The 18,373-nt window shown below is 45.7% G+C and carries 14 protein-coding genes; 12 read left to right on the top strand and 2 right to left on the bottom strand.

Annotation, left to right across the window (positions count from 1 at the left end; all coding sequences use genetic code 11):
* Positions 1-69: 69 nt before the first annotated feature.
* On the bottom strand, positions 70-1,434 hold the full coding sequence (locus Q4Q52_RS01945; RefSeq protein WP_311989703.1) for an aspartate aminotransferase family protein: 1,365 nt from the start codon (positions 1,432-1,434) through the stop codon (positions 70-72).
* Positions 1,435-1,713: 279 nt separating this feature from the next.
* Here Q4Q52_RS01945 and Q4Q52_RS01940 point away from each other — a divergent pair, with 279 nt between their 5' ends.
* The 5 genes from Q4Q52_RS01940 (at position 1,714) to Q4Q52_RS01920 (ending at position 8,418) form a co-directional block, all read left to right on the top strand.
* Positions 1,714-3,210 carry an aldehyde dehydrogenase gene (locus Q4Q52_RS01940; protein ID WP_063883406.1) on the top strand — a complete coding sequence of 499 codons (1,497 nt, stop codon included), beginning with the start codon at positions 1,714-1,716 and terminating at the stop codon, positions 3,208-3,210.
* Between the two features lie 605 nt (positions 3,211-3,815).
* Positions 3,816-5,435 (top strand): hypothetical protein, encoded by a 1,620-nt coding sequence (locus Q4Q52_RS01935; protein WP_311989702.1) that lies wholly within the window; start codon positions 3,816-3,818, stop codon positions 5,433-5,435.
* Positions 5,436-6,322: 887 nt separating this feature from the next.
* Complete coding sequence (locus Q4Q52_RS01930) at positions 6,323-6,736, top strand: septal ring lytic transglycosylase RlpA family protein (protein ID WP_311989701.1); 414 nt, start codon at positions 6,323-6,325, stop codon at positions 6,734-6,736.
* 213 nt (positions 6,737-6,949) lie between these two features.
* Positions 6,950-7,807, top strand: coding sequence for a sulfurtransferase (locus tag Q4Q52_RS01925; protein WP_311989700.1), 858 nt, complete (start codon positions 6,950-6,952; stop codon positions 7,805-7,807).
* Between the two features lie 98 nt (positions 7,808-7,905).
* A complete protein-coding gene (locus Q4Q52_RS01920) occupies positions 7,906-8,418 on the top strand; it encodes a DUF2937 family protein (protein WP_311989699.1) in 513 nt (170 codons plus the stop codon).
* A gap of 232 nt (positions 8,419-8,650) precedes the next feature.
* On the opposite strand, the gene Q4Q52_RS01915 is transcribed toward Q4Q52_RS01920, so the two are convergent.
* Positions 8,651-9,958, bottom strand: coding sequence for an FAD-binding oxidoreductase (locus tag Q4Q52_RS01915; protein ID WP_311989698.1), 1,308 nt, complete (start codon positions 9,956-9,958; stop codon positions 8,651-8,653).
* Positions 9,959-10,194: 236 nt separating this feature from the next.
* Between Q4Q52_RS01915 and Q4Q52_RS01910 the strand changes: the two genes are divergently transcribed.
* The 7 genes from Q4Q52_RS01910 to Q4Q52_RS01880 all read left to right on the top strand — a co-directional run bounded on the left by Q4Q52_RS01910 (position 10,195) and on the right by Q4Q52_RS01880 (position 18,293).
* Positions 10,195-10,743 (top strand): cupin domain-containing protein, encoded by a 549-nt coding sequence (locus Q4Q52_RS01910; RefSeq protein WP_006080693.1) that lies wholly within the window; start codon positions 10,195-10,197, stop codon positions 10,741-10,743.
* A 699-nt stretch (positions 10,744-11,442) separates the two neighbouring features.
* Complete coding sequence (locus Q4Q52_RS01905; RefSeq protein ID WP_006085017.1) at positions 11,443-12,204, top strand: gamma-glutamyl-gamma-aminobutyrate hydrolase family protein; 762 nt, start codon at positions 11,443-11,445, stop codon at positions 12,202-12,204.
* A 2-nt stretch (positions 12,205-12,206) separates the two neighbouring features.
* Entirely contained in the window at positions 12,207-13,562 is a 1,356-nt protein-coding gene (locus Q4Q52_RS01900; RefSeq protein ID WP_006080696.1) for a glutamine synthetase family protein, read from the top strand.
* A gap of 601 nt (positions 13,563-14,163) precedes the next feature.
* Positions 14,164-15,264, top strand: coding sequence for a polyamine ABC transporter substrate-binding protein (locus Q4Q52_RS01895; protein ID WP_259513052.1), 1,101 nt, complete (start codon positions 14,164-14,166; stop codon positions 15,262-15,264).
* A 178-nt stretch (positions 15,265-15,442) separates the two neighbouring features.
* The gene (potA, locus tag Q4Q52_RS01890) at positions 15,443-16,579 is read left to right on the top strand and encodes a polyamine ABC transporter ATP-binding protein (RefSeq protein WP_006080699.1); all 1,137 of its coding nucleotides are present in this window, start codon (positions 15,443-15,445) and stop codon (positions 16,577-16,579) included.
* Positions 16,576-17,481, top strand: a complete 906-nt coding sequence (locus tag Q4Q52_RS01885; RefSeq protein ID WP_006080701.1) for an ABC transporter permease subunit — start codon at positions 16,576-16,578, stop codon at positions 17,479-17,481. The genes potA and Q4Q52_RS01885 overlap by 4 nt, the downstream gene beginning before the upstream one ends.
* Positions 17,478-18,293, top strand: a complete 816-nt coding sequence (locus tag Q4Q52_RS01880; protein WP_006080702.1) for an ABC transporter permease subunit — start codon at positions 17,478-17,480, stop codon at positions 18,291-18,293. The genes Q4Q52_RS01885 and Q4Q52_RS01880 overlap by 4 nt, the downstream gene beginning before the upstream one ends.
* Positions 18,294-18,373 lie beyond the last annotated feature (80 nt).

The following is an 18,373-nucleotide window of genomic DNA, read 5'->3' as shown; positions in this document are numbered from 1 at the left end:
AGTTAACCTTTGATGTTCCCCGCCGCAGCGGGGTGTTAAATGTGAGAGTGGAACGAACAGCTGGCGCTATTATCCAACGGCGTTAATAGCATCGCTTAGGCTATTAACCATTTGGTCAATTTCGCGTTTATCGACAATCAGTGGCGGTGACATGGCAATGATGTCGCCCGTGGCGCGCACTAAAGTGCCGTGGCGGAAGCAGTGTTCAAACACGCCGTAACCCCGTTTACCCGCGCCTTGAGCGTTAGGGGAGAATTGAATCCCAGCAACTAGCCCTGTGTTGCGAATATCAATCACATTCGGCAACCCTTTGAGGCTGTGCACGGCGTCTTCAAAGTAGCGTTCAAGCTCAAAACTGCGCTCGAATAATTGCTCATTCTCATAAATCGATAGGGTGGCAAGCGCCGCCGCTGCAGCGACTGGATGACCGGAATAGGTGTAGCCGTGGAAGAACTCAATCAGTTCATTAGGGCCTTGCATGCAAGTGTCGTGGATAAAATCTTGCACGAACACTGCGCCCATAGGAATCGCACCGTTATTGATGGCTTTAGCCGTGGTGATAATGTCTGGAATAACACCCCAACGCTGACTCGCGAAGGCGGCGCCAACGCGGCCAAAAGCGGTAATGACTTCATCAAAAATCAGTAGGATGCCATGCTTTTTAGTGATTTCACGCAGACGTTTTAAGTAACCTTGTGGCGGTAATATCACCCCTGCTGAACCCGACATTGGTTCAACGATTACGGCGGCAATGTTTTCGGCGCCATGCAGGGTAACAAGCTGTTCTAATATCTCGGCTTTTTCAGCGCCAAAGTGTGAGAGTCCACGGGTAAATGCCGCATTTTGGATATCTAAGGTATGAGGTAAGTGATCGACGCCCTGCAGTAATTGGCCGCTAAATGCTTTGCGGTTATTGCTTAACCCACCCACAGAGATGCCGCCAAAGCCGACACCGTGGTAACCCATTTCGCGCCCGATAAAGCGAGTGCGTGAGGCTTGATCGTTGGCTCTGTGATAGCAAAGTGCCATCTTAAGTGCTGTATCGACGGACTCAGAACCTGAGTTAGTAAAGAAGACTTTGTTTAATCCTTCAGGACTTAGCTCGACTAAGCGCTCGGCAAGTTCAAAGGCGATAGGGTGACCCATTTGGAAGGAGGGCGCGTAATCCATCTCTTTAATTTGTTTGCTGACCGCTTCGCTGATTTCTTTGCGACCATGGCCTGCGTTACAACACCATAAACCGGCGGTAGCATCTAATACCTTATTGCCATCAATATCCGTGTAATACATGCCTTCCGCTTTGGTGAGTAACCGCGGGTTGGCTTTGAATTGGCGGTTGGCGGTAAAAGGCATCCAGAAATGTTCAAGTGAGGGATGCTCAGTTGAAGATTGATGTGAAGCATCACTTGAGGAATTGAGCGGCAAATCGGCCATAGTGTCTACCTTGTCCTGTATTTTCAGGTCTTGTTTTAGGGTGGCTAATATTTGCTATGCTATGTTAGAAATAATGAACATGGAAGAGCTGTGTGCAGTTATTTGTGGCAAAAAAGCTATTTTTGTAAAAAATATTGAATTTTATTGCTCAAACAGCGTAATCTGAAGCTCGGATTACGACTGTGATGATGTGTAGCATTTGCGCTAATGTCGTCACTGGTCACTATTTCTTGTCGATGAACGATAAACCACACCTATGCGAACTATTAAGAGGTCATCATGAGCACACCGAAGAAACGCAGCGAATGGGAAAGTCTTGCTGCCAGCCTGTCTATTAATGGGAAGGCGTTTATCAATGGCGAATACCAAGATGCCGTTTCGGGTAACACCTTTGATTGTATTAGCCCTATCGATGGCCGCTTGCTGGTAAAAGTGGCGAGTTGCGATCTTGCGGATGCCAATCTTGCGGTTGCCAATGGCCGCAGCGTATTCGATTCCGGTGTTTGGTCGCAGCAGTCTCCAGTAAAGCGCAAACAAGTGATGATACGTTTCGCCGAATTACTCGAAGAAAATGCCAATGAACTCGCATTGTTAGAAACCCTCGACATGGGTAAACCTATTCGTTTCTCTAAAGCGGTGGATGTGGCGGGCGCCGCCCGTGCGATTCGCTGGTCTGGCGAAGCGATTGATAAAATTTACGATGAACTTGCACCAACCGCTCACAATGAAATTGGCATGATCACTCGCGAACCTGTTGGTGTTGTCGCTGCGATTGTGCCGTGGAACTTCCCCATGCTGATGGCGTGTTGGAAGCTCGGCCCCGCACTTGCTACAGGTAACAGTGTGGTGTTAAAACCCTCTGAAAAATCACCCTTAACGGCTATCCGCATGGCGCAACTCGCCATTGAAGCTGGGATCCCACAAGGCGTATTAAACGTGTTGCCAGGATTTGGTCATACCGTAGGTAAAGCCTTAGCCCTGCATATGGATGTGGATACGCTGGTGTTCACAGGTTCGACAAAAATTGCCAAGCAATTAATGATTTACGCTGGCGAGTCGAACATGAAACGCGTGTGGTTAGAGGCGGGAGGCAAGAGCCCCAATATCGTCTTTAATGACGCACCAGATCTGAAAGCCGCTGCTGTTGCTGCGGCCGAAGCGATTGCCTTTAACCAAGGTGAAGTTTGCACCGCAGGTTCGCGTTTGCTGGTGGAATCCGGGGTGAAAGATGAGCTTATCGCGCTTATCGCAGAGGAGTTAGCCTCATGGCATCCGGGTCATCCACTCGACCCTGCCACTGTGAGCGGCGCCGTTGTTGATAAACAACAGTTAGACACAGTACTCAGTTACATTAAAGCAGGTAAAGATGAAGGCGCGACCTTAGTCCACGGTGGCAGCCAAGTCATGGCCGATACGGGCGGTGTATATGTGCAGCCAACGGTATTCTCTAACGTAAACAATCAGATGAAGATTGCCAGTGAAGAGATCTTCGGCCCTGTGTTATCTGTCATTGAATTTAATGGCATGGAAGAAGCGATATCAATCGCCAACGATACTATTTACGGTTTAGCCGCTGGCGTGTGGACATCGAATATTAGCAAGGCCCATAAAACCGCCAAAGCCCTGCGCGCTGGCATGGTGTGGATCAACCATTACGATGGCGGCGATATGACAGCGCCGTTCGGTGGCTATAAACAGTCAGGTAATGGCCGAGATAAATCTCTGCACTCCTTCGACAAATACACAGAACTGAAAGCGACTTGGATCGTGCTATAAGCGTTCTGTTTTTATAGCCGCTCTTTTTTGTCTATATAAGAGAATGAGCCGCTTTCGCTCAATACTAAAACCTCTTTTCATATTACATGGAAAGAGGTTTTTATTTTTAGGGCGGTTTTGCCCCAAAGCAAGATTATTGAATCGTCAGTTGTGCTGCATTTATTGCCATTGTTTCCCTGTTACTCGGCACCTCCCTTTATTTCACAAGAAGTATCCCTGAGGGCTCTTCTAAAACATTCATGTTTTAGAAGGTCACAGGTGCAACATTAATTGTCATTGCTTTCCCAGTGACTCGCCGCCCCTTTATTAAATAAAGAGTATCCCTATAGGCTCGACGGCGGCATCCATGCCGCCAACGGTCACTGGTACAACAATGCCAATCCTCACTAACCCTATCGCTGTTCGTGTAGCTAAAAAGCTATTGCTCCAAAGTGATTTAGAAATATAGCATTCCTCATACATCGTCCCATACAAAAGTAATGCCAAAAGCAGAGCTATTCGCTTTTTTATGGACGCTTACACAGATGCTTTATTTTGTACAACATATTGATTAATTGGTTTATATTGGTCTCAAAACCATTCTGTTCTGTAGGGAAGTTGCAAATATGTCAGTTGAATTAGTTAAAGAACAAATTCGAAGGTTCCTTTCCTCAGATACGCCAGAAGTATTAGCTATCAAAGGTAGTTGGGGAGTTGGTAAAACTTACAGTTGGAAGCAATATGCAAATGAATTTAAAGACGATTGTGTTTTGAAGTCGTACTCTTATGTATCGCTGTTCGGAGCCAATTCGATCGATGACCTCAAGAAATCGGTTTTTCTCAACACAATCGATGTTCACAATATAGGGCAACCTTTGAACTTCAAGTCTCGATCTAAATCTTGGGTTGAGCCGCTTCAGGCATTGAAGATAAAGGGTATTGGCTTGGGTGACGTTCTAGGCTCAATATCTCAACTAGCGATGTCAAATACGATTATTTGTTTTGATGACTTAGAGCGTCATAGCGAAAGAGTCACCATCAAAGACTTCATGGGTTTAGTATCATATTACAAAGAGCAAAAAGGCTGTAAAGTTGTCTTATTACTTAACGAAGAAGTTGGCGATAAGACGTTCGATGATTACCAAAAATACAAAGAGAAAATTGTAGATAGGCAACTCCACTTCGAACCAACCGCTGAGCAATGCTTCGATATTATGTTTGCAGAAGACTTCGAGTTCAGAAATTACATTCGTGATTGCTGTATTGGATTGGTTATTAAAAATAAGCGAGTGATTAGAAAGATAGTTGAGCACACGAAAGAATTTTTAGATTTGGTGAATGGCTTCGATGAAAACATTAAGAAGCAAGTTATTCACTCTACTATAGTGCTCAGCTGGTGTTACTACTGCCATGGTGCTGATAAAAAACGCATTCCAGAGTTTGCGTTTGTAAACCAATCTGGGATTAGAAAGGAAAATGTACAAGTAGGATGGACGAAAGAAATAACCGTGCATTGGAATATGACGTTAAATCGATATGGTTACGGATTTACCGATGAAATAGACTTGGCTGTTGCTCGTGGTATTGAGCAAGGGTTTCTTGAACAAGAAAAGTTGATCCATCTTTGTAGACATAAGCAGAAAGAATTTGACATTCAAAATGCTAGTGCTAAATGGGATGAGGCTTGGAAGCTTTTCCATGGCTCATTTAATAATAACGAAAAAGATATTGCTTTAGCATTTGAAGAGGGGATGCGAGATATAGCGTCTAGTACTTCTGCTTCTCAATATAGCTCTGGATTGAAGGTGTTACGTACGATTGGAAAGGATGAAAAAGCGGATGAGTTGATTGAGTTTTTCATTGACTCAAAGCATGGGAGTCCCGAAGATTTTGATGTAGATAGTGTTTTCTCATTTGGGATTAAAGACGAGCGGTTTATTGAAAGATTGCGCAAATCCTACTTAGAGTTAAAGCCAGAACCGACAGTGAAAGAGATATTGGACTTGAGGTGTGGTTCAAATTCTTACAACTCGTCTGAAGCTGAAATCTTAGCAAGGCTCAAGGCAGAAGATATTTATGATTTGTTCATGAGCTTTGAAGGTGAAGAGCTAACTGATTACATTCGAGTCTTTATGCTACTTGCAGGGAGCAGCCCAGATTTGGCCACTAAGGTTAACGAAGCCCTCGATAAAATTGCAAGTATCAGTGAATTAAATAAAGACAGAATATATAAATTTCGAAACTAGTAGACCTTTAATGCTGGTCGCATGACTATGCTACTTTTTTCATACCCCCACTGATTCATGCGCTTCTAATTTAGCTAAGTCTGTAACAAAGTTTTGCCCAAAAGCGTGCTGCGTAACGCTTTTAAATCTGCAGGTTACGCTAATGCCCAAAAGGTGAGCCATGGTGATTGGCGAGACGACCGTCCGCCCCATGGACGGGGCGGTCGAGCATCCACGGATGGACTTGCTGCGTGTCGGTGAGTGAACACCATGGCAAGCCTGCGTTAGTGGATATCAGCCAACGAATCTAATCAGGTTGCCATAACTTTGATAATGCTATTACTCACCTTAGTGCATTAAATCTAACGCACTTCTGTCCAAAAGCGTGCCCAGTATCTACTTCAAAACCGCAGGTTACGTTAATGCCAAAAAGGTGAGCCATGGTGATTAGCGAGACGACCGTCCGCCCCATGGCCGCTCTTTGGCGTCCATGCCATCGCGGCATTTGTGAATCCTTTCACATCAGATGGGGCGGTCGAGCATCCACGGAGGGACTTGCTGCGTGTCGGTGAGTGAACACCATGGCTTGCCCATCAGTAGGGGCCAGCATTTAAGTTACCAAACAAGTTATTTAGTCGTACTAGGCCTCTATTTTTAACGCTATTCTGTCTGTTTTTTAAGTCAGTATGTCTGCAACCTTTTGACTTCAAACCGAGAGCATTCACCTGTAAATACGTGATTTTAGAGTGCAACTGCTGTAGCCTCGCGGAAATTTATTGTTTCTTGTTCTGATCTTTTAGGATGCAAGCTTCGAGCTTTGCCATCTAAGGTTGTTCGTTATTTCCCCGTGACTTTTGCTGAGCCTATCGCTCGTCAGCAAAGCGTTCACTCATTAGAGAGGGTGTCATGTGAATGCACTTCAAAACCTAATTAGACAGTTCAATTTCGTCAAACTATCTGTACTGGCATTGTTAAGTTTTTTGGCTGGCTGTTCTTCAATGCAGACGGGTGAAAATGCTAACTGGGTGGGATTCACTGAATCGGGTCAAGCTTCCTTTTATGGGGATAAACATCAAAATAAGCAGACGGCCAGCGGTGAGTTTTACAAACATAAATTAAAGACGGCGGCGCATAAAAAGTTACCCTTTGGTTCGAGCGTTAAGGTCACCAATGTTGATAATGGCAAAAGTGTGATTGTAAAAATCAATGATAGAGGGCCTTTCGTGCGTGGCCGCATTATTGATCTGTCTAAATCGGCGTTCAGTAGCATAGGCAACACTTCCTCTGGTTTGATTGACGTGAAAATAGAAGTGATTAAGTAGCGGCTATTTTGAAAAGGATTATTTCGAAAGTGCGGTCTTGAAAAGCTATCTTGAAACACTGCTTCGCCGCAATTTAATGATGGAGTGCATAAAATCGAGTCGACGCTTTTGAATAAAATCCCAAAGCAGACAATTTGTTAAGCCGATATTTGGGCTTTACGGCATTTGGTGAGAGACTAGCGGCAGACTTGGATAACAGTAAAAGGACCCGCTATGGAATACCCACTTGTTAGTACGCAGTGGCTCGAAGCACATCTCACCGATCCCCATTTAGTCTTGCTCGATGCCAGTATGGAAACCGTTATTGGTAAAGAACCTCTGGTTTACGATGAGCCTATTTGCATCCCGCGCTCACGTCGATTCGACTTGGAAAATGTGTTTTGCGATAAAACTTCAACTCAAATCCATGCCTTGCCGACGTTTGAGCAATTCAGCCAAGGGATAGCGCAACTTGGGATTGAGGCCGACAGTGTTATCGTTATCTATGATAACCAAGGCATTTATTCAGCCCCACGGGCGTGGTGGACCTTTAAAGTCATGGGTTTTAATCGAGTCTATGTACTCGATGGTGGCTTGCCTCAGTGGATTGAAGAAGACCGCATCACCTCATCGCGTTATCAAGCCGAAGGCGTCGATTATGGCCCGACGGATATCGATACATTAGCTGATGTGCTGCAATACCACCCCGAGCGGGTGATGGATGCCGAGGCCGTGTTATCACGTATCGAAGATGCCGAAACCGCGATTGTCGATGCCCGTGGTGCGCCACGCTTTTTAGGCCAAGTGAGTGAGCCGCGCCCCGGTGTGCGCTCAGGACATATTCCTCGCTCGGTTAACTTACCCTTCGCTCAAGTGCTCGATGGCAATAAAATCAAAACGACCAGTGAGTTACAGGCTATTTATCAAGGATTAGCAGCGGACAAGTCTGCACGGATATTTAGCTGTGGCTCTGGGATTACGGCGTGTATTTTGATTTTGGCTTCAGTTGCGTCAGGGCATACACATCCCATCCTCTATGATGGCTCGTGGGCGGATTGGGGCAGTCGTACCGATCTGCCGATTGAGTGCTAATTGAGTAGTTATTGATTGAGTCAGTGCAGTTTTGAGCATTATGTCATTGCAGTGTCGTAACCGCTGCGTCGTTTGGCTAGATCACCAAGGAGGATCCCTTGATTGGCAGATTGATTGATAAATTGGTTTTTGGGTTGATTCTTGTGATTGCCTTGCAGTTACCGCAACTGGCTGATCATTATCAGCAATTTCTCGCTGGACTTTATGCATCAACCCAATGGCAGGTAGAAGGCTACGAGGCAACGGCTAAGGAATATCATTATGCCGATGCTGAGGCCATGATTGCCCGTCACCAGCAAAATGAGGAGCCTAGCGTGCGTGCCGACGCCGAGCAAAAGGTGCAGACACTGGCGCTTTATAAAGAGCTAACACAGGGCTTGGCGATGTTTAACACGGGCAATTTGTTTGAAAAAACTGCTTATATGTTTAACCCCGTTCGCTTTGATTATCTGGAGAAAACCGTCAGTAACTTTAAGCCTGGAATACCTTTAACCACCTGTGGGATTGGTTTTGGCGTTGTGGTGGCGTTAGTCGTGCATTATCTCGGGTCAATCCCTTTTATCCTGTGGGCAAGGCGTCGAAAGCGGCAGAGATTAGCGAGAGCAAATTAGCTTTTAAAAGCCGTTATGCTTGTTAGAACGCGGCGATCTCTTAGACGAGGCTTAGCGTTGTTGCAGCCCTAATTGTACTGAATGACTTGCAGTTGAATGACTCGTATCTAAATGACGAGTGGTGAAATGGCTAGTGCTTATAACAATGATGCCCATCATGCGTTATGGCTTAAAACCCGTTCTTAAAACCATCCCTTAAAATCTGTTCTTAAAAAGTGCTTAAAATAAGCCTTTAAAACAAGTCTTTAAATCTGTGATACAGCATGCCAGCCGCGAGCATAGGTGAGCGGAATGTCGGGCCGCCGGGGAAGGTCATGTGTTTGATTTTTGCGAACACATCGAAATGCCCCGCCTGTTGGCAAATCGCCTCGGCCAGTAGTTTTGCGGCCATGTGAGTGGCATTCACGCCATGTCCTGCATAGGCTTGGGCGTAGAAAATATTATTGGCATCGGGCAGGCGACCAATTTGTGGCATACGGTTCGCGCCAATACCTATCATGCCGCCCCATTCATAATCGATACGCACGCCTTTTAACTGTGGAAATACCTTCTCCAGATTCGGTCTCAGTGCTGCTTCAATATCTCTGGGGTCTTTACCTGAGTAAGTACAAAGGCCACCAAACAGCAGTCGACGATCTGCGGATAAGTGAAAGTAATCTAAGGCAATTCGCATATCGGCGAAGGCCATATTCTGCGGGATAATGCTCGCGCATTGGGCCTCAGTTAAGGGCTCGGTCGCCAATAAATAACTGCCGGCGGGTAATACTTTACCCCCTGCAAAACTGTTAAGTTTGTGGCCAATATAGGCATTGCCAGCCAGTACTAAGTATTGGCAAGTGACTTCGCCCTTGGCGGTCATAACCTTAGGTTTAGCGCCTTGAATGATTTTTTCGGCGGCGCTGTATTCAAACAACTGCACGCCCAGATTACGGGCGACGCGTGCCTCACCCAGAGCAAGATTCAGCGGGTGTAAATGGCCGCTGCCCATATCAACCAGCGCACCTTGATAAAAATCTGAGCCTATGACTTCACCTAATTGTCCCTTAGTTAACAGCTTGATTTCTTGCTGATAACCCATGGCCTTGAGTGCGCTAAATTCTTCTTCAAGCTCATCCATGTGGCGAGGTTTAACTGCCAAATCGCAGTAACCCATTTGTAGATCACAGTCGATACTGTGTTCTTGTATGCGATTTCGTACAATTTCGACAGCTTCAAAGCCCATCTGTTGGATTGCTTGAACACCTTCTGTGCCGATTTCACTGTGAAATTGCGCAGGGTCATGGCCTATTCCGCGAATGAGTTCGCCGCCGTTTCGCCCCGATGCGCCCCAGCCAATGCGCTTGGCTTCTAATAGGACGACACTCATGCCGCGCTGTGCGAGTTCTATGGCGGTATTGATACCGCTAAAGCCGCCGCCGACTATGCAGACATCAGCACTGATATTGCCTTCGAGTTGTGGGTGCGCGTAAATTTCTTTAGCAGTATCAACATAATAAGAGTGTGGGTACTGTTCGCTGTGCACTGGAGGTTTGCTTGCCATTATGGCTCCAAAAAATTGTTTTTATTGTAAATTGGACTTGTCTCAGTATACTCATCACACTTTTAACATGACGCAAAAAAGTGTTCGTTTTATTTAACACGCTTTTTATGTAGAATACAATGAAAGCAGTAAAACACGCGCTTTTTGGGCGAAAATGCGTTCTGGATGGTGTTTATCCTGAACAACCTGTTCGTCATCTATCGGGGTTGACCCGAGCCTTCAGGGGGATGTGAAATTTGGATATTGGAGCCAGCCTCAAAACTGTTCGAAAAATGAAAGGCTTATCTCAACGAGAATTGGCCAAACGTGCTGGTGTGACTAACAGTACGATTTCAATGATCGAGAAAAACAGTGTTAGCCCGTCAGTCAGCTCTCTAAAAAAAGTGCTGTCGGGTATCCCGATGTCTTTAGTGGATTTTTTCTCCATTGAAGCCTCTGCGGATAGTGAGCAAAAGGTCGTCTATCGATCCAATGAATTACTGGATATCGGCACTGGACCACTTGAATTTAAACTGATCGGCCGTGATTATCCGAATCGCGCTATGTCAGTGATGAGTGAAATTTATCCGCCCGGTTCAGATACGGGTGAAGAAATGCTGAAGCACGAAGGTGAAGAGGCTGCGATGGTGATCGAAGGTAAATTCGAACTCACTGTGGGTGATGAAGTGTATATTTTGGAAGCGGGTGACAGTTACTACTTTAATAGTGAAGTGCCCCATAGATTCCGCAATCCCTTTGATGAACCTTGCCGTCTGGTGAGTGCGACTACGCCTGCGAACTTCTAGTTAAGTCATCAACTTACCCTATTATTCAACATATTAGGCCACTTATTCACTAGAAGTGAGTGGCGTAATACTGTTATTCAACACAACTGCGGATTTATACCAATCACATTAAATATCTAATCAGTTCAGAGCCTCACAGGCATTTCAATCCAAGGCGCATTGACGCAGAAATGGTCATTCCCTTTTAAGTCAATGCAACACGGGAGTGGGATGCCTGTGAGGCTCCCGAAGGGCGGGTTTCAACGCACTTTATACTGCGTTTAAGGCTTTCGACAGAGCACCACTATGCCTTCAAGCCTTCGCCTTGTCTAAAGCGCGTTGAACTCCCGCTGAATGAACAGATATTTAATACGATTGGTATTACCTCCTTTCTAATCCTGTCATATTTGTTATATATCCTCTTCTTTGTGTAAATAATATTGGTTCAAATTTAGCGCGAATACGGTTTAATTTACGCTGCTAAAAGTGAGCTTTTTGCCAGCTGAAGCACTATTTTATTCACATGAAATAACATTAAATAACCAAAATATAGGTTTAACTACATGTTATTTATGCTTATTAAACACAAGTGGATGAAATAATCCTTAACAAGTGCTTAACCTCTTGCCTAGTGTGAAATTTCGGTGTACTGTGTGAAAAAATGAACATTTAAAGACAAAGTGTTCGTTATGCTAGTAAAACGAATTCTAAAGGTGAGATATGTCAGCCGATTTGCCCCTCATAGGTGTTATTGCTTGTAATCAACAACTGGGTTCACATCCCTTTAATATTGTTGGTGAAAAATATCTATTAGGTGTAGTTAATGGCGCGAAAGGCTGGCCGTTAGTGATCCCATCGTTAGGCGGCGATTTACCGATAGACGCGATTTTAGAACGTCTTGACGGTATTTTGTTTACTGGCTCTCCTTCTAATGTAGAACCCCATCTTTATGCAGGCCAACCGAGTGAGCTTGGTACACACCATGATCCTAAACGTGATGCGACGACTTTGCCGCTGATCCACGCCGCTATTGCTGCTGGGGTACCTGTATTAGGTATTTGTCGCGGTTTTCAAGAAATGAATGTGGCATTTGGTGGCAGTTTGCACCAGAAGTTATATGAGGTGGGTGGCTTTATTGAACATAGAGAAGATAAAACCGCATCCTTAGATGTGCAATATGGGGCTTCTCACAGTATTACTGTTGAGCCCGGGGGGCTTATTTACGAGGCCTGGGGCCGTAACTCTGCAGAGGTCAACTCTGTGCATACTCAAGGCGTGGAGCGTCTGGGTGTTGGGTTGCGGCCAGAAGCTTATGCTCCAGATGGGTTAGTGGAGGCTTTCTCCGTAATAGGTACTAAAGAATTTGCCCTCGGTGTGCAATGGCATCCAGAGTGGAAGGTGAGCGAAAATCCGTTTTACCTCTCCCTTTTCAATGCCTTCGGTGATGCATGCCGGCGCAGGGCTACAACTCGAGTGAAATAATAATGAATAAGCTAATCGCTTTTTTAAAAGAACGAAAAATCACAGAAGTCGAATGTGTTATCAGTGACATGACTGGCATCGCCCGCGGCAAGATTGCACCAGTCGATAAGTTTCTCGATGAAAAAGGCATGCGTTTGCCCGAAAGCGTGCTGTTACAAACCGTCACCGGCGATTTTGTGAATGAAGATGTTTACTACAGCTTGCTCGATGCTGCCGACATCGATTTTGTCTGTGTACCTGATGAAAACGCTGTTTTTATGTTGCCTTGGACCATAGAAGCCACGGCACAGGTGATCCACGATTGCTACGACAGAATGGGTAATCCGATTGAGCTGTCACCACGTAACGTATTGAAAAAAGTCTTGTCTCTCTATGACGAACAGGGCTGGGAACCGGTTATCGCTCCTGAAATGGAGTTCTATTTGACCCGTCGTAGTGACGACCACGATTTACCCCTAAAGCCACCAATTGGCCGTTCAGGTCGACCCGAAGCGGGCCGCCAGTCTTTCTCTATCGATGCAGCCAACGAATACGATCCTATGTTTGAAGACATGTACGATTGGTGTGAGCTTCAAGGTTTAGATATCGATACCCTAATCCATGAAGATGGCCCTGCGCAGATGGAGATTAACTTCAGCCACGGCAATCCATTGTCCCTTGCTGATCAAGTGTTTATCTTTAAACGCACCTTGCGCGAAGCGGCACTGAAGCACGATGTTTGCGCTACCTTTATGGCCAAACCTGTGACTGACGAACCTGGCAGTGCAATGCACATTCACCAAAGTGTGATCAATAAAGAGACAGGCAAAAATATTTTCACCAATGAAGATGGCACTAAGAGCCAGTTATTCTTGGGATATATCGCCGGTCTGCAAAAATTCATCCCTGAGTTGCTGCCGCTGATGGCGCCCAATGCTAACTCTTTCCGTCGTTTCCTACCCGGCACTTCAGCGCCAGTGAACTTAGAGTGGGGCGATGAAAACCGCACCTGTGGATTACGTATTCCAGAGTCTTCACCACAAAACCGTCGTATCGAAAACCGTATTCCCGGCGCCGATGCTAACTGTTATTTGGCAATTGCCGCGAGCTTATTGTGTGGTTATATCGGCATGGTTGAGCAGCTAAAACCTTCGACGCCAGTGCAGGGTAAAGCCAACGAAAGCCGCAGTAACAACACCCATTGTTTGCCTTTAACCTTAGAAGAAGCGTTAGCGGCGATGGAAGAAAGTGATGCCTGTAAGCAGTATTTAGGTGAAGCCTTCACCACAGGTTTTGTGGCGGTGAAACAGGCCGAACTTGAAAACTTCCGCCGTGTGGTCAGCTCATGGGAACGTGAATTCCTACTGCTCACTGTGTAATGTTTTTGGATTGAGTGTACTGACAGTGTCGCCGCGTTAACCCAAGGAAAACAGAGGTTAACATCGGTAATCACAAGACTGAGCTTTGCACTGTTTTAGTGAGATTGCACCCAACCGGTGCAACTCATTTGTTAAATAATCTGATGGTTTTTAATGGCTTGTTGATTAAAGTGATTATTCAATTCAGATGCGTGTCCGCTAGAGAAGTGAAATATGCCTAACTGTTTTAAGTCGCTCGTTTGATAGAGTCGCTAACTAATTGTTAGTCATATTTAAAATGTGTTTTATCTTAGTGGTTTTTGCGATTACTTAGGGACTTGAGGCATTTGCCTTAATGTTGCAATATGTACAAGCAGTGTCATATCTAGTCTAATTTTTTGAGTGTTAATGCAATACCGATGCCTCGAAAATTTGGCACGAAACCTGATACTTAACAAATTGCAGCAAGATATAAAGGTGGCATGGAACTCATGCCGTAGAGACTGCCGATGCGGTTTGTAAGGTGTAGCATTGGTCGAAAATAACAACAATATCCGGATAGCCCGGTGACACAATGTCAGAATTTGCTTAAGCAATTCTGCTACCCGAGAAAGGAGAAAGCATGAAGCTATTTAATAAGATGACCACTCTAGCTCTGGTAACTGCGAGCGTATTAGCGAGCGCAGCAGCCCAAGCGGAAGAAGTGGTTCGCGTGTATAACTGGTCAGATTATATCGCGGAAGATACCTTAGAAAACTTCAAGAAAGAAACGGGCATTCGGGTAATTTACGATGTGTTCGATAGTAACGAAGTGCTTGAGGCTAAATTGCTGTCTGGTCGTAGTGGCTACGATATCGTTGTCCCTTCTAACCACTTTCTCGCTAAGCAAATCAAAGCGGGTGCTTTCAAACCTTTAGATCGCGCTAAGCTACCTAACTTCAAAAATTTAAATCCTGCCCTGATGAAGCTACTTGAGAAAGCCGATCCGGGTAACCAGTATGCCGTGCCTTATTTATGGGGAACCAATGGTATTGGTTACAACATAGATAAAGTGAAAGCGGCTGTGGGTGAAGATGCGCCATTCAACTCAATGGAACTGATCTTCAATCCTAAATATGCTGAAAAAATCTCTAAGTGTGGCTTTGCTATGCTGGACTCTGCCGACGATATGGTGCCTCAAGCACTGATTTATTTAGGTTTAGATCCTAACAGCGCCAACCCAAGCGATTATGAAAAAGCCGGTGAGTTACTGGAAAAAATCCGTCCTTACGTGACCTATTTCCACTCATCTCGCTATATTTCCGACTTAGCAAACGGTGACATTTGTGTGGCCTTTGGTTTCTCTGGCGACGTCTTCCAAGCTAAAGCACGTGCTGAAGAGGCGGGGAATGGCAATAAGATCGGTTACTCTATTCCAAAAGAAGGCGCCAACCTGTGGTTTGATATGTTAGCTATCCCAGCCGATTCGACTAACGCAGATAATGCACTGACGCTGATTAACTATTTCCTCCGTCCAGAAGTCATAGCGCCTATCTCTAATTATGTCGCCTATGCTAACCCGAACGATCCTGCACAACCTCTGGTTGATGAGGCTATCCGCACCGATCCCGCGATTTATCCACCACAAGAAGTGTTAGATAAACTTTATATTGGTGAAATCCGTCCTTTGAAAATCCAACGCGTATTAACCCGTGTTTGGACCAAAGTGAAGTCAGGACAATAGTCGATAAGGGGCAAGCCTAGCTTGCCCCTAACTTGGCAGACTTGCTATGTCCAATCCTATGCATAGTTCATCCACGTATAGGATTTGACACAGTTTGGTTAACCTCTTTTCATTCATTAATCGTGTTGAACCCAGAGTTTGAGCGTATTGACGCATCATTTTCGGGTGGAGAAGTACTATGGCAATCACCTCGGGCGTCACCAATAAACCGACAACAAAGACGCAAGAAAAAGTACTGCTCAGAATTGAGCGGGTAAGCAAGTTATTCGATGACGTACGGGCTGTCGACGACGTGTCATTAACCATCAATAAAGGCGAAATCTTTGCCTTGCTCGGCGGCTCAGGCTCGGGTAAGTCGACGTTATTGCGCATGTTAGCGGGATTTGAAAAGCCCACCTCTGGCCGTATTTTCCTCGATGGCGAAGACATCACAGATTTACCCCCATACGAACGTCCGATCAATATGATGTTCCAATCCTATGCTCTGTTTCCCCACATGACAGTGGCGCAAAACATTGCCTTTGGTTTGAAGCAAGACAAGTTACCTAAGGCCGAAATTGAGCAGCGCGTACAAGATATGCTCAAGCTAGTACACATGGAGCAATACGGAAAACGTAAGCCGCATCAGTTATCCGGTGGTCAGCGTCAGCGTGTTGCCTTGGCCCGTTCACTGGCAAAACGGCCGAAATTATTACTGCTCGATGAGCCAATGGGCGCATTGGACAAAAAACTGCGTACCCAGATGCAACTCGAAGTGGTTGAAATTCTTGAGCGTGTCGGTGTGACCTGCGTGATGGTGACCCACGATCAAGAAGAAGCCATGACAATGGCGGGGCGCATTTCCATTATGAGCGACGGTTGGATTGCCCAAACAGGCTCGCCAATGGATATTTACGAAAGCCCGAATAGCCGCATGATTGCCGAATTTATCGGTACAGTGAACTTGTTTGGTGGCGCGATTGAAGTGGATGAAGTCGACCATTTGATCATTAAACCTAATGAGTTGGCTCAATCTTTCTATGTCGGTTACGGGGTGTCGACCAACGTCGAAGACAAAAACGTGTGGTTAGCTGTGCGTCCTGAAAAGACCATTATTAGCCGCGAACAGCCTGAAGGTCAGTACAACTGGGCCAAGGGAATCGTACACGATATCGCGTATTTAGGCGGTATTTCAGTGTATTACATTCGTTTAGAGAATGGTCAAATCGTCCAGTGCAGTATGACTAACCGTGAACGCCGCGCCGATCATGCCACATGGGATGACGAAGTGTTCATCAGTTGGGAGGACACCAGTGGCGTGGTGTTGAGATCATGAAGATACCGACTAAATTAAAGTGGCTCAAAGGCCGCATTTGGACCATAGGCATACCCTATGCTTGGCTGTTATTGTTCTTTGCCTTGCCATTTGCGATTGTCCTTAAACTGAGTTTTTCGACGGCGGCGATTGCGATCCCGCCCTATGAAGCCACGTTCCAATATGCCGATGATGTATTAAATATCTTCCTGCATTTTGGTAACTATTTGATGTTGCTCGATGATTCGCTGTATTACATGGCGTATCTCAGCTCATTGAAAATGGCGTTAATTTCGACCATCGGCTGTTTGATTATTGGCTATCCAATGGCCTATGCGATTGCCCGTGCGCCAGCGCGTTTGCAAACCGTATTGCTGCTGTTAGTCATGTTGCCTTCTTGGACCTCATTTTTAATCCGGGTTTACGCTTGGATGGGGATCTTAAGTAACACAGGGATCATCAACCATTCGCTGATGTGGCTGGGAATCATCTCTGAGCCGTTACAAATCCTTAATACCAATATTGCCGTGTATATCGGCATTATCTATGCGTATTTACCTTTTATGATTTTGCCCTTGTACGCCACCTTAGTGAAACTCGATATGAGTTTGATTGAAGCCGCTTCTGACTTAGGCTCAAGCCGTTTAAATACCTTCTGGAAAATCACTTTTCCGCTGTCAAAAAGCGGTGTGATTGCCGGTTCTATGTTGGTGTTTATTCCTGCTGTGGGTGAGTTTGTGATCCCTGAGCTACTCGGTGGTCCAGATTCCTTAATGATAGGTCGAGTCTTATGGCAAGAATTCTTCAATAACCGCGACTGGCCTGTGGCTTCGTCACTGGCGATTGTAATGCTGGGCTTATTGATTATTCCTATTACCTTATTCCATCGCTATCAGGCGCGTAGTTTGGAGAAAGACCTATGAAAAAGTTAAGTTTTTCTTCAGCAATGTTGTGGTTTGGCTTGTTCTTCCTCTATGCACCTATGTTAGTGCTGGTGATTTACTCCTTTAACGACTCAAAATTAGTGACGGTATGGGGCGGATTTTCACCAAAATGGTATGGCGAGTTATTTCAAGACCAACAGATTTTAGATGCGGTATGGACCAGTCTACGGATTGCCTTTTATAGCTCAACCATGGCGGTGATTATTGGCACTATGGCGGCTTTTGTGATGACGCGCTTTAAGCGTTCATGGGCGAAGCTGACATTATCGAACATGATCACAGCACCACTGGTTATGCCAGAGGTGATCACAGGTCTGTCTTTGCTACTGCTATTTGTGCACATGGCCGACTTGTTTGGTTGGCCTAAAGAGCGCGGCATGTTAACTGTGTGGATTGCGCATTCGACCTTCTGCGCTGCCTATGTGGCTGTGGTTGTGTCGTCAAGATTGCGCGAGCTGGACATGTCTATCGAAGAAGCGGCAATGGACTTAGGGGCAACACCGCTAAAGACCTTCTTCCTCATCACAGTGCCTATGATTTCGCCGGCGCTGGTGGCGGGTTGGTTGTTGTCATTCAGTTTGTCATTAGACGATTTAGTGATCGCAAGTTTTGCCTCGGGCCCAGGTGCAACGACGCTGCCTATGGTGGTGTTCTCCTCGGTACGTTTAGGGGTTTCGCCTAAGATCAACGCCTTAGCGACGCTGATCATTCTGTGTGTCTCCTTAATCGCCTTCTTGTCTTGGTATATGGCAAGGCGGGCAGAGAAACGCGACCGCACACCGATGAACTAGTTAGCTTAATCTTGAGGTGGCTTTGGTATCGTCAAAGCCACCCTTGTTAATTGTCACCGCTCCCATCATCCGCTTCGCTT

Source organism: Shewanella sp. SP1S2-4 (assembly GCF_031932075.1).
In the GTDB taxonomy this organism is placed as follows: Bacteria; Pseudomonadota; Gammaproteobacteria; order Enterobacterales; family Shewanellaceae; genus Shewanella; species Shewanella baltica.
This window is presented reverse-complemented; position numbering and strand designations above follow the sequence as displayed.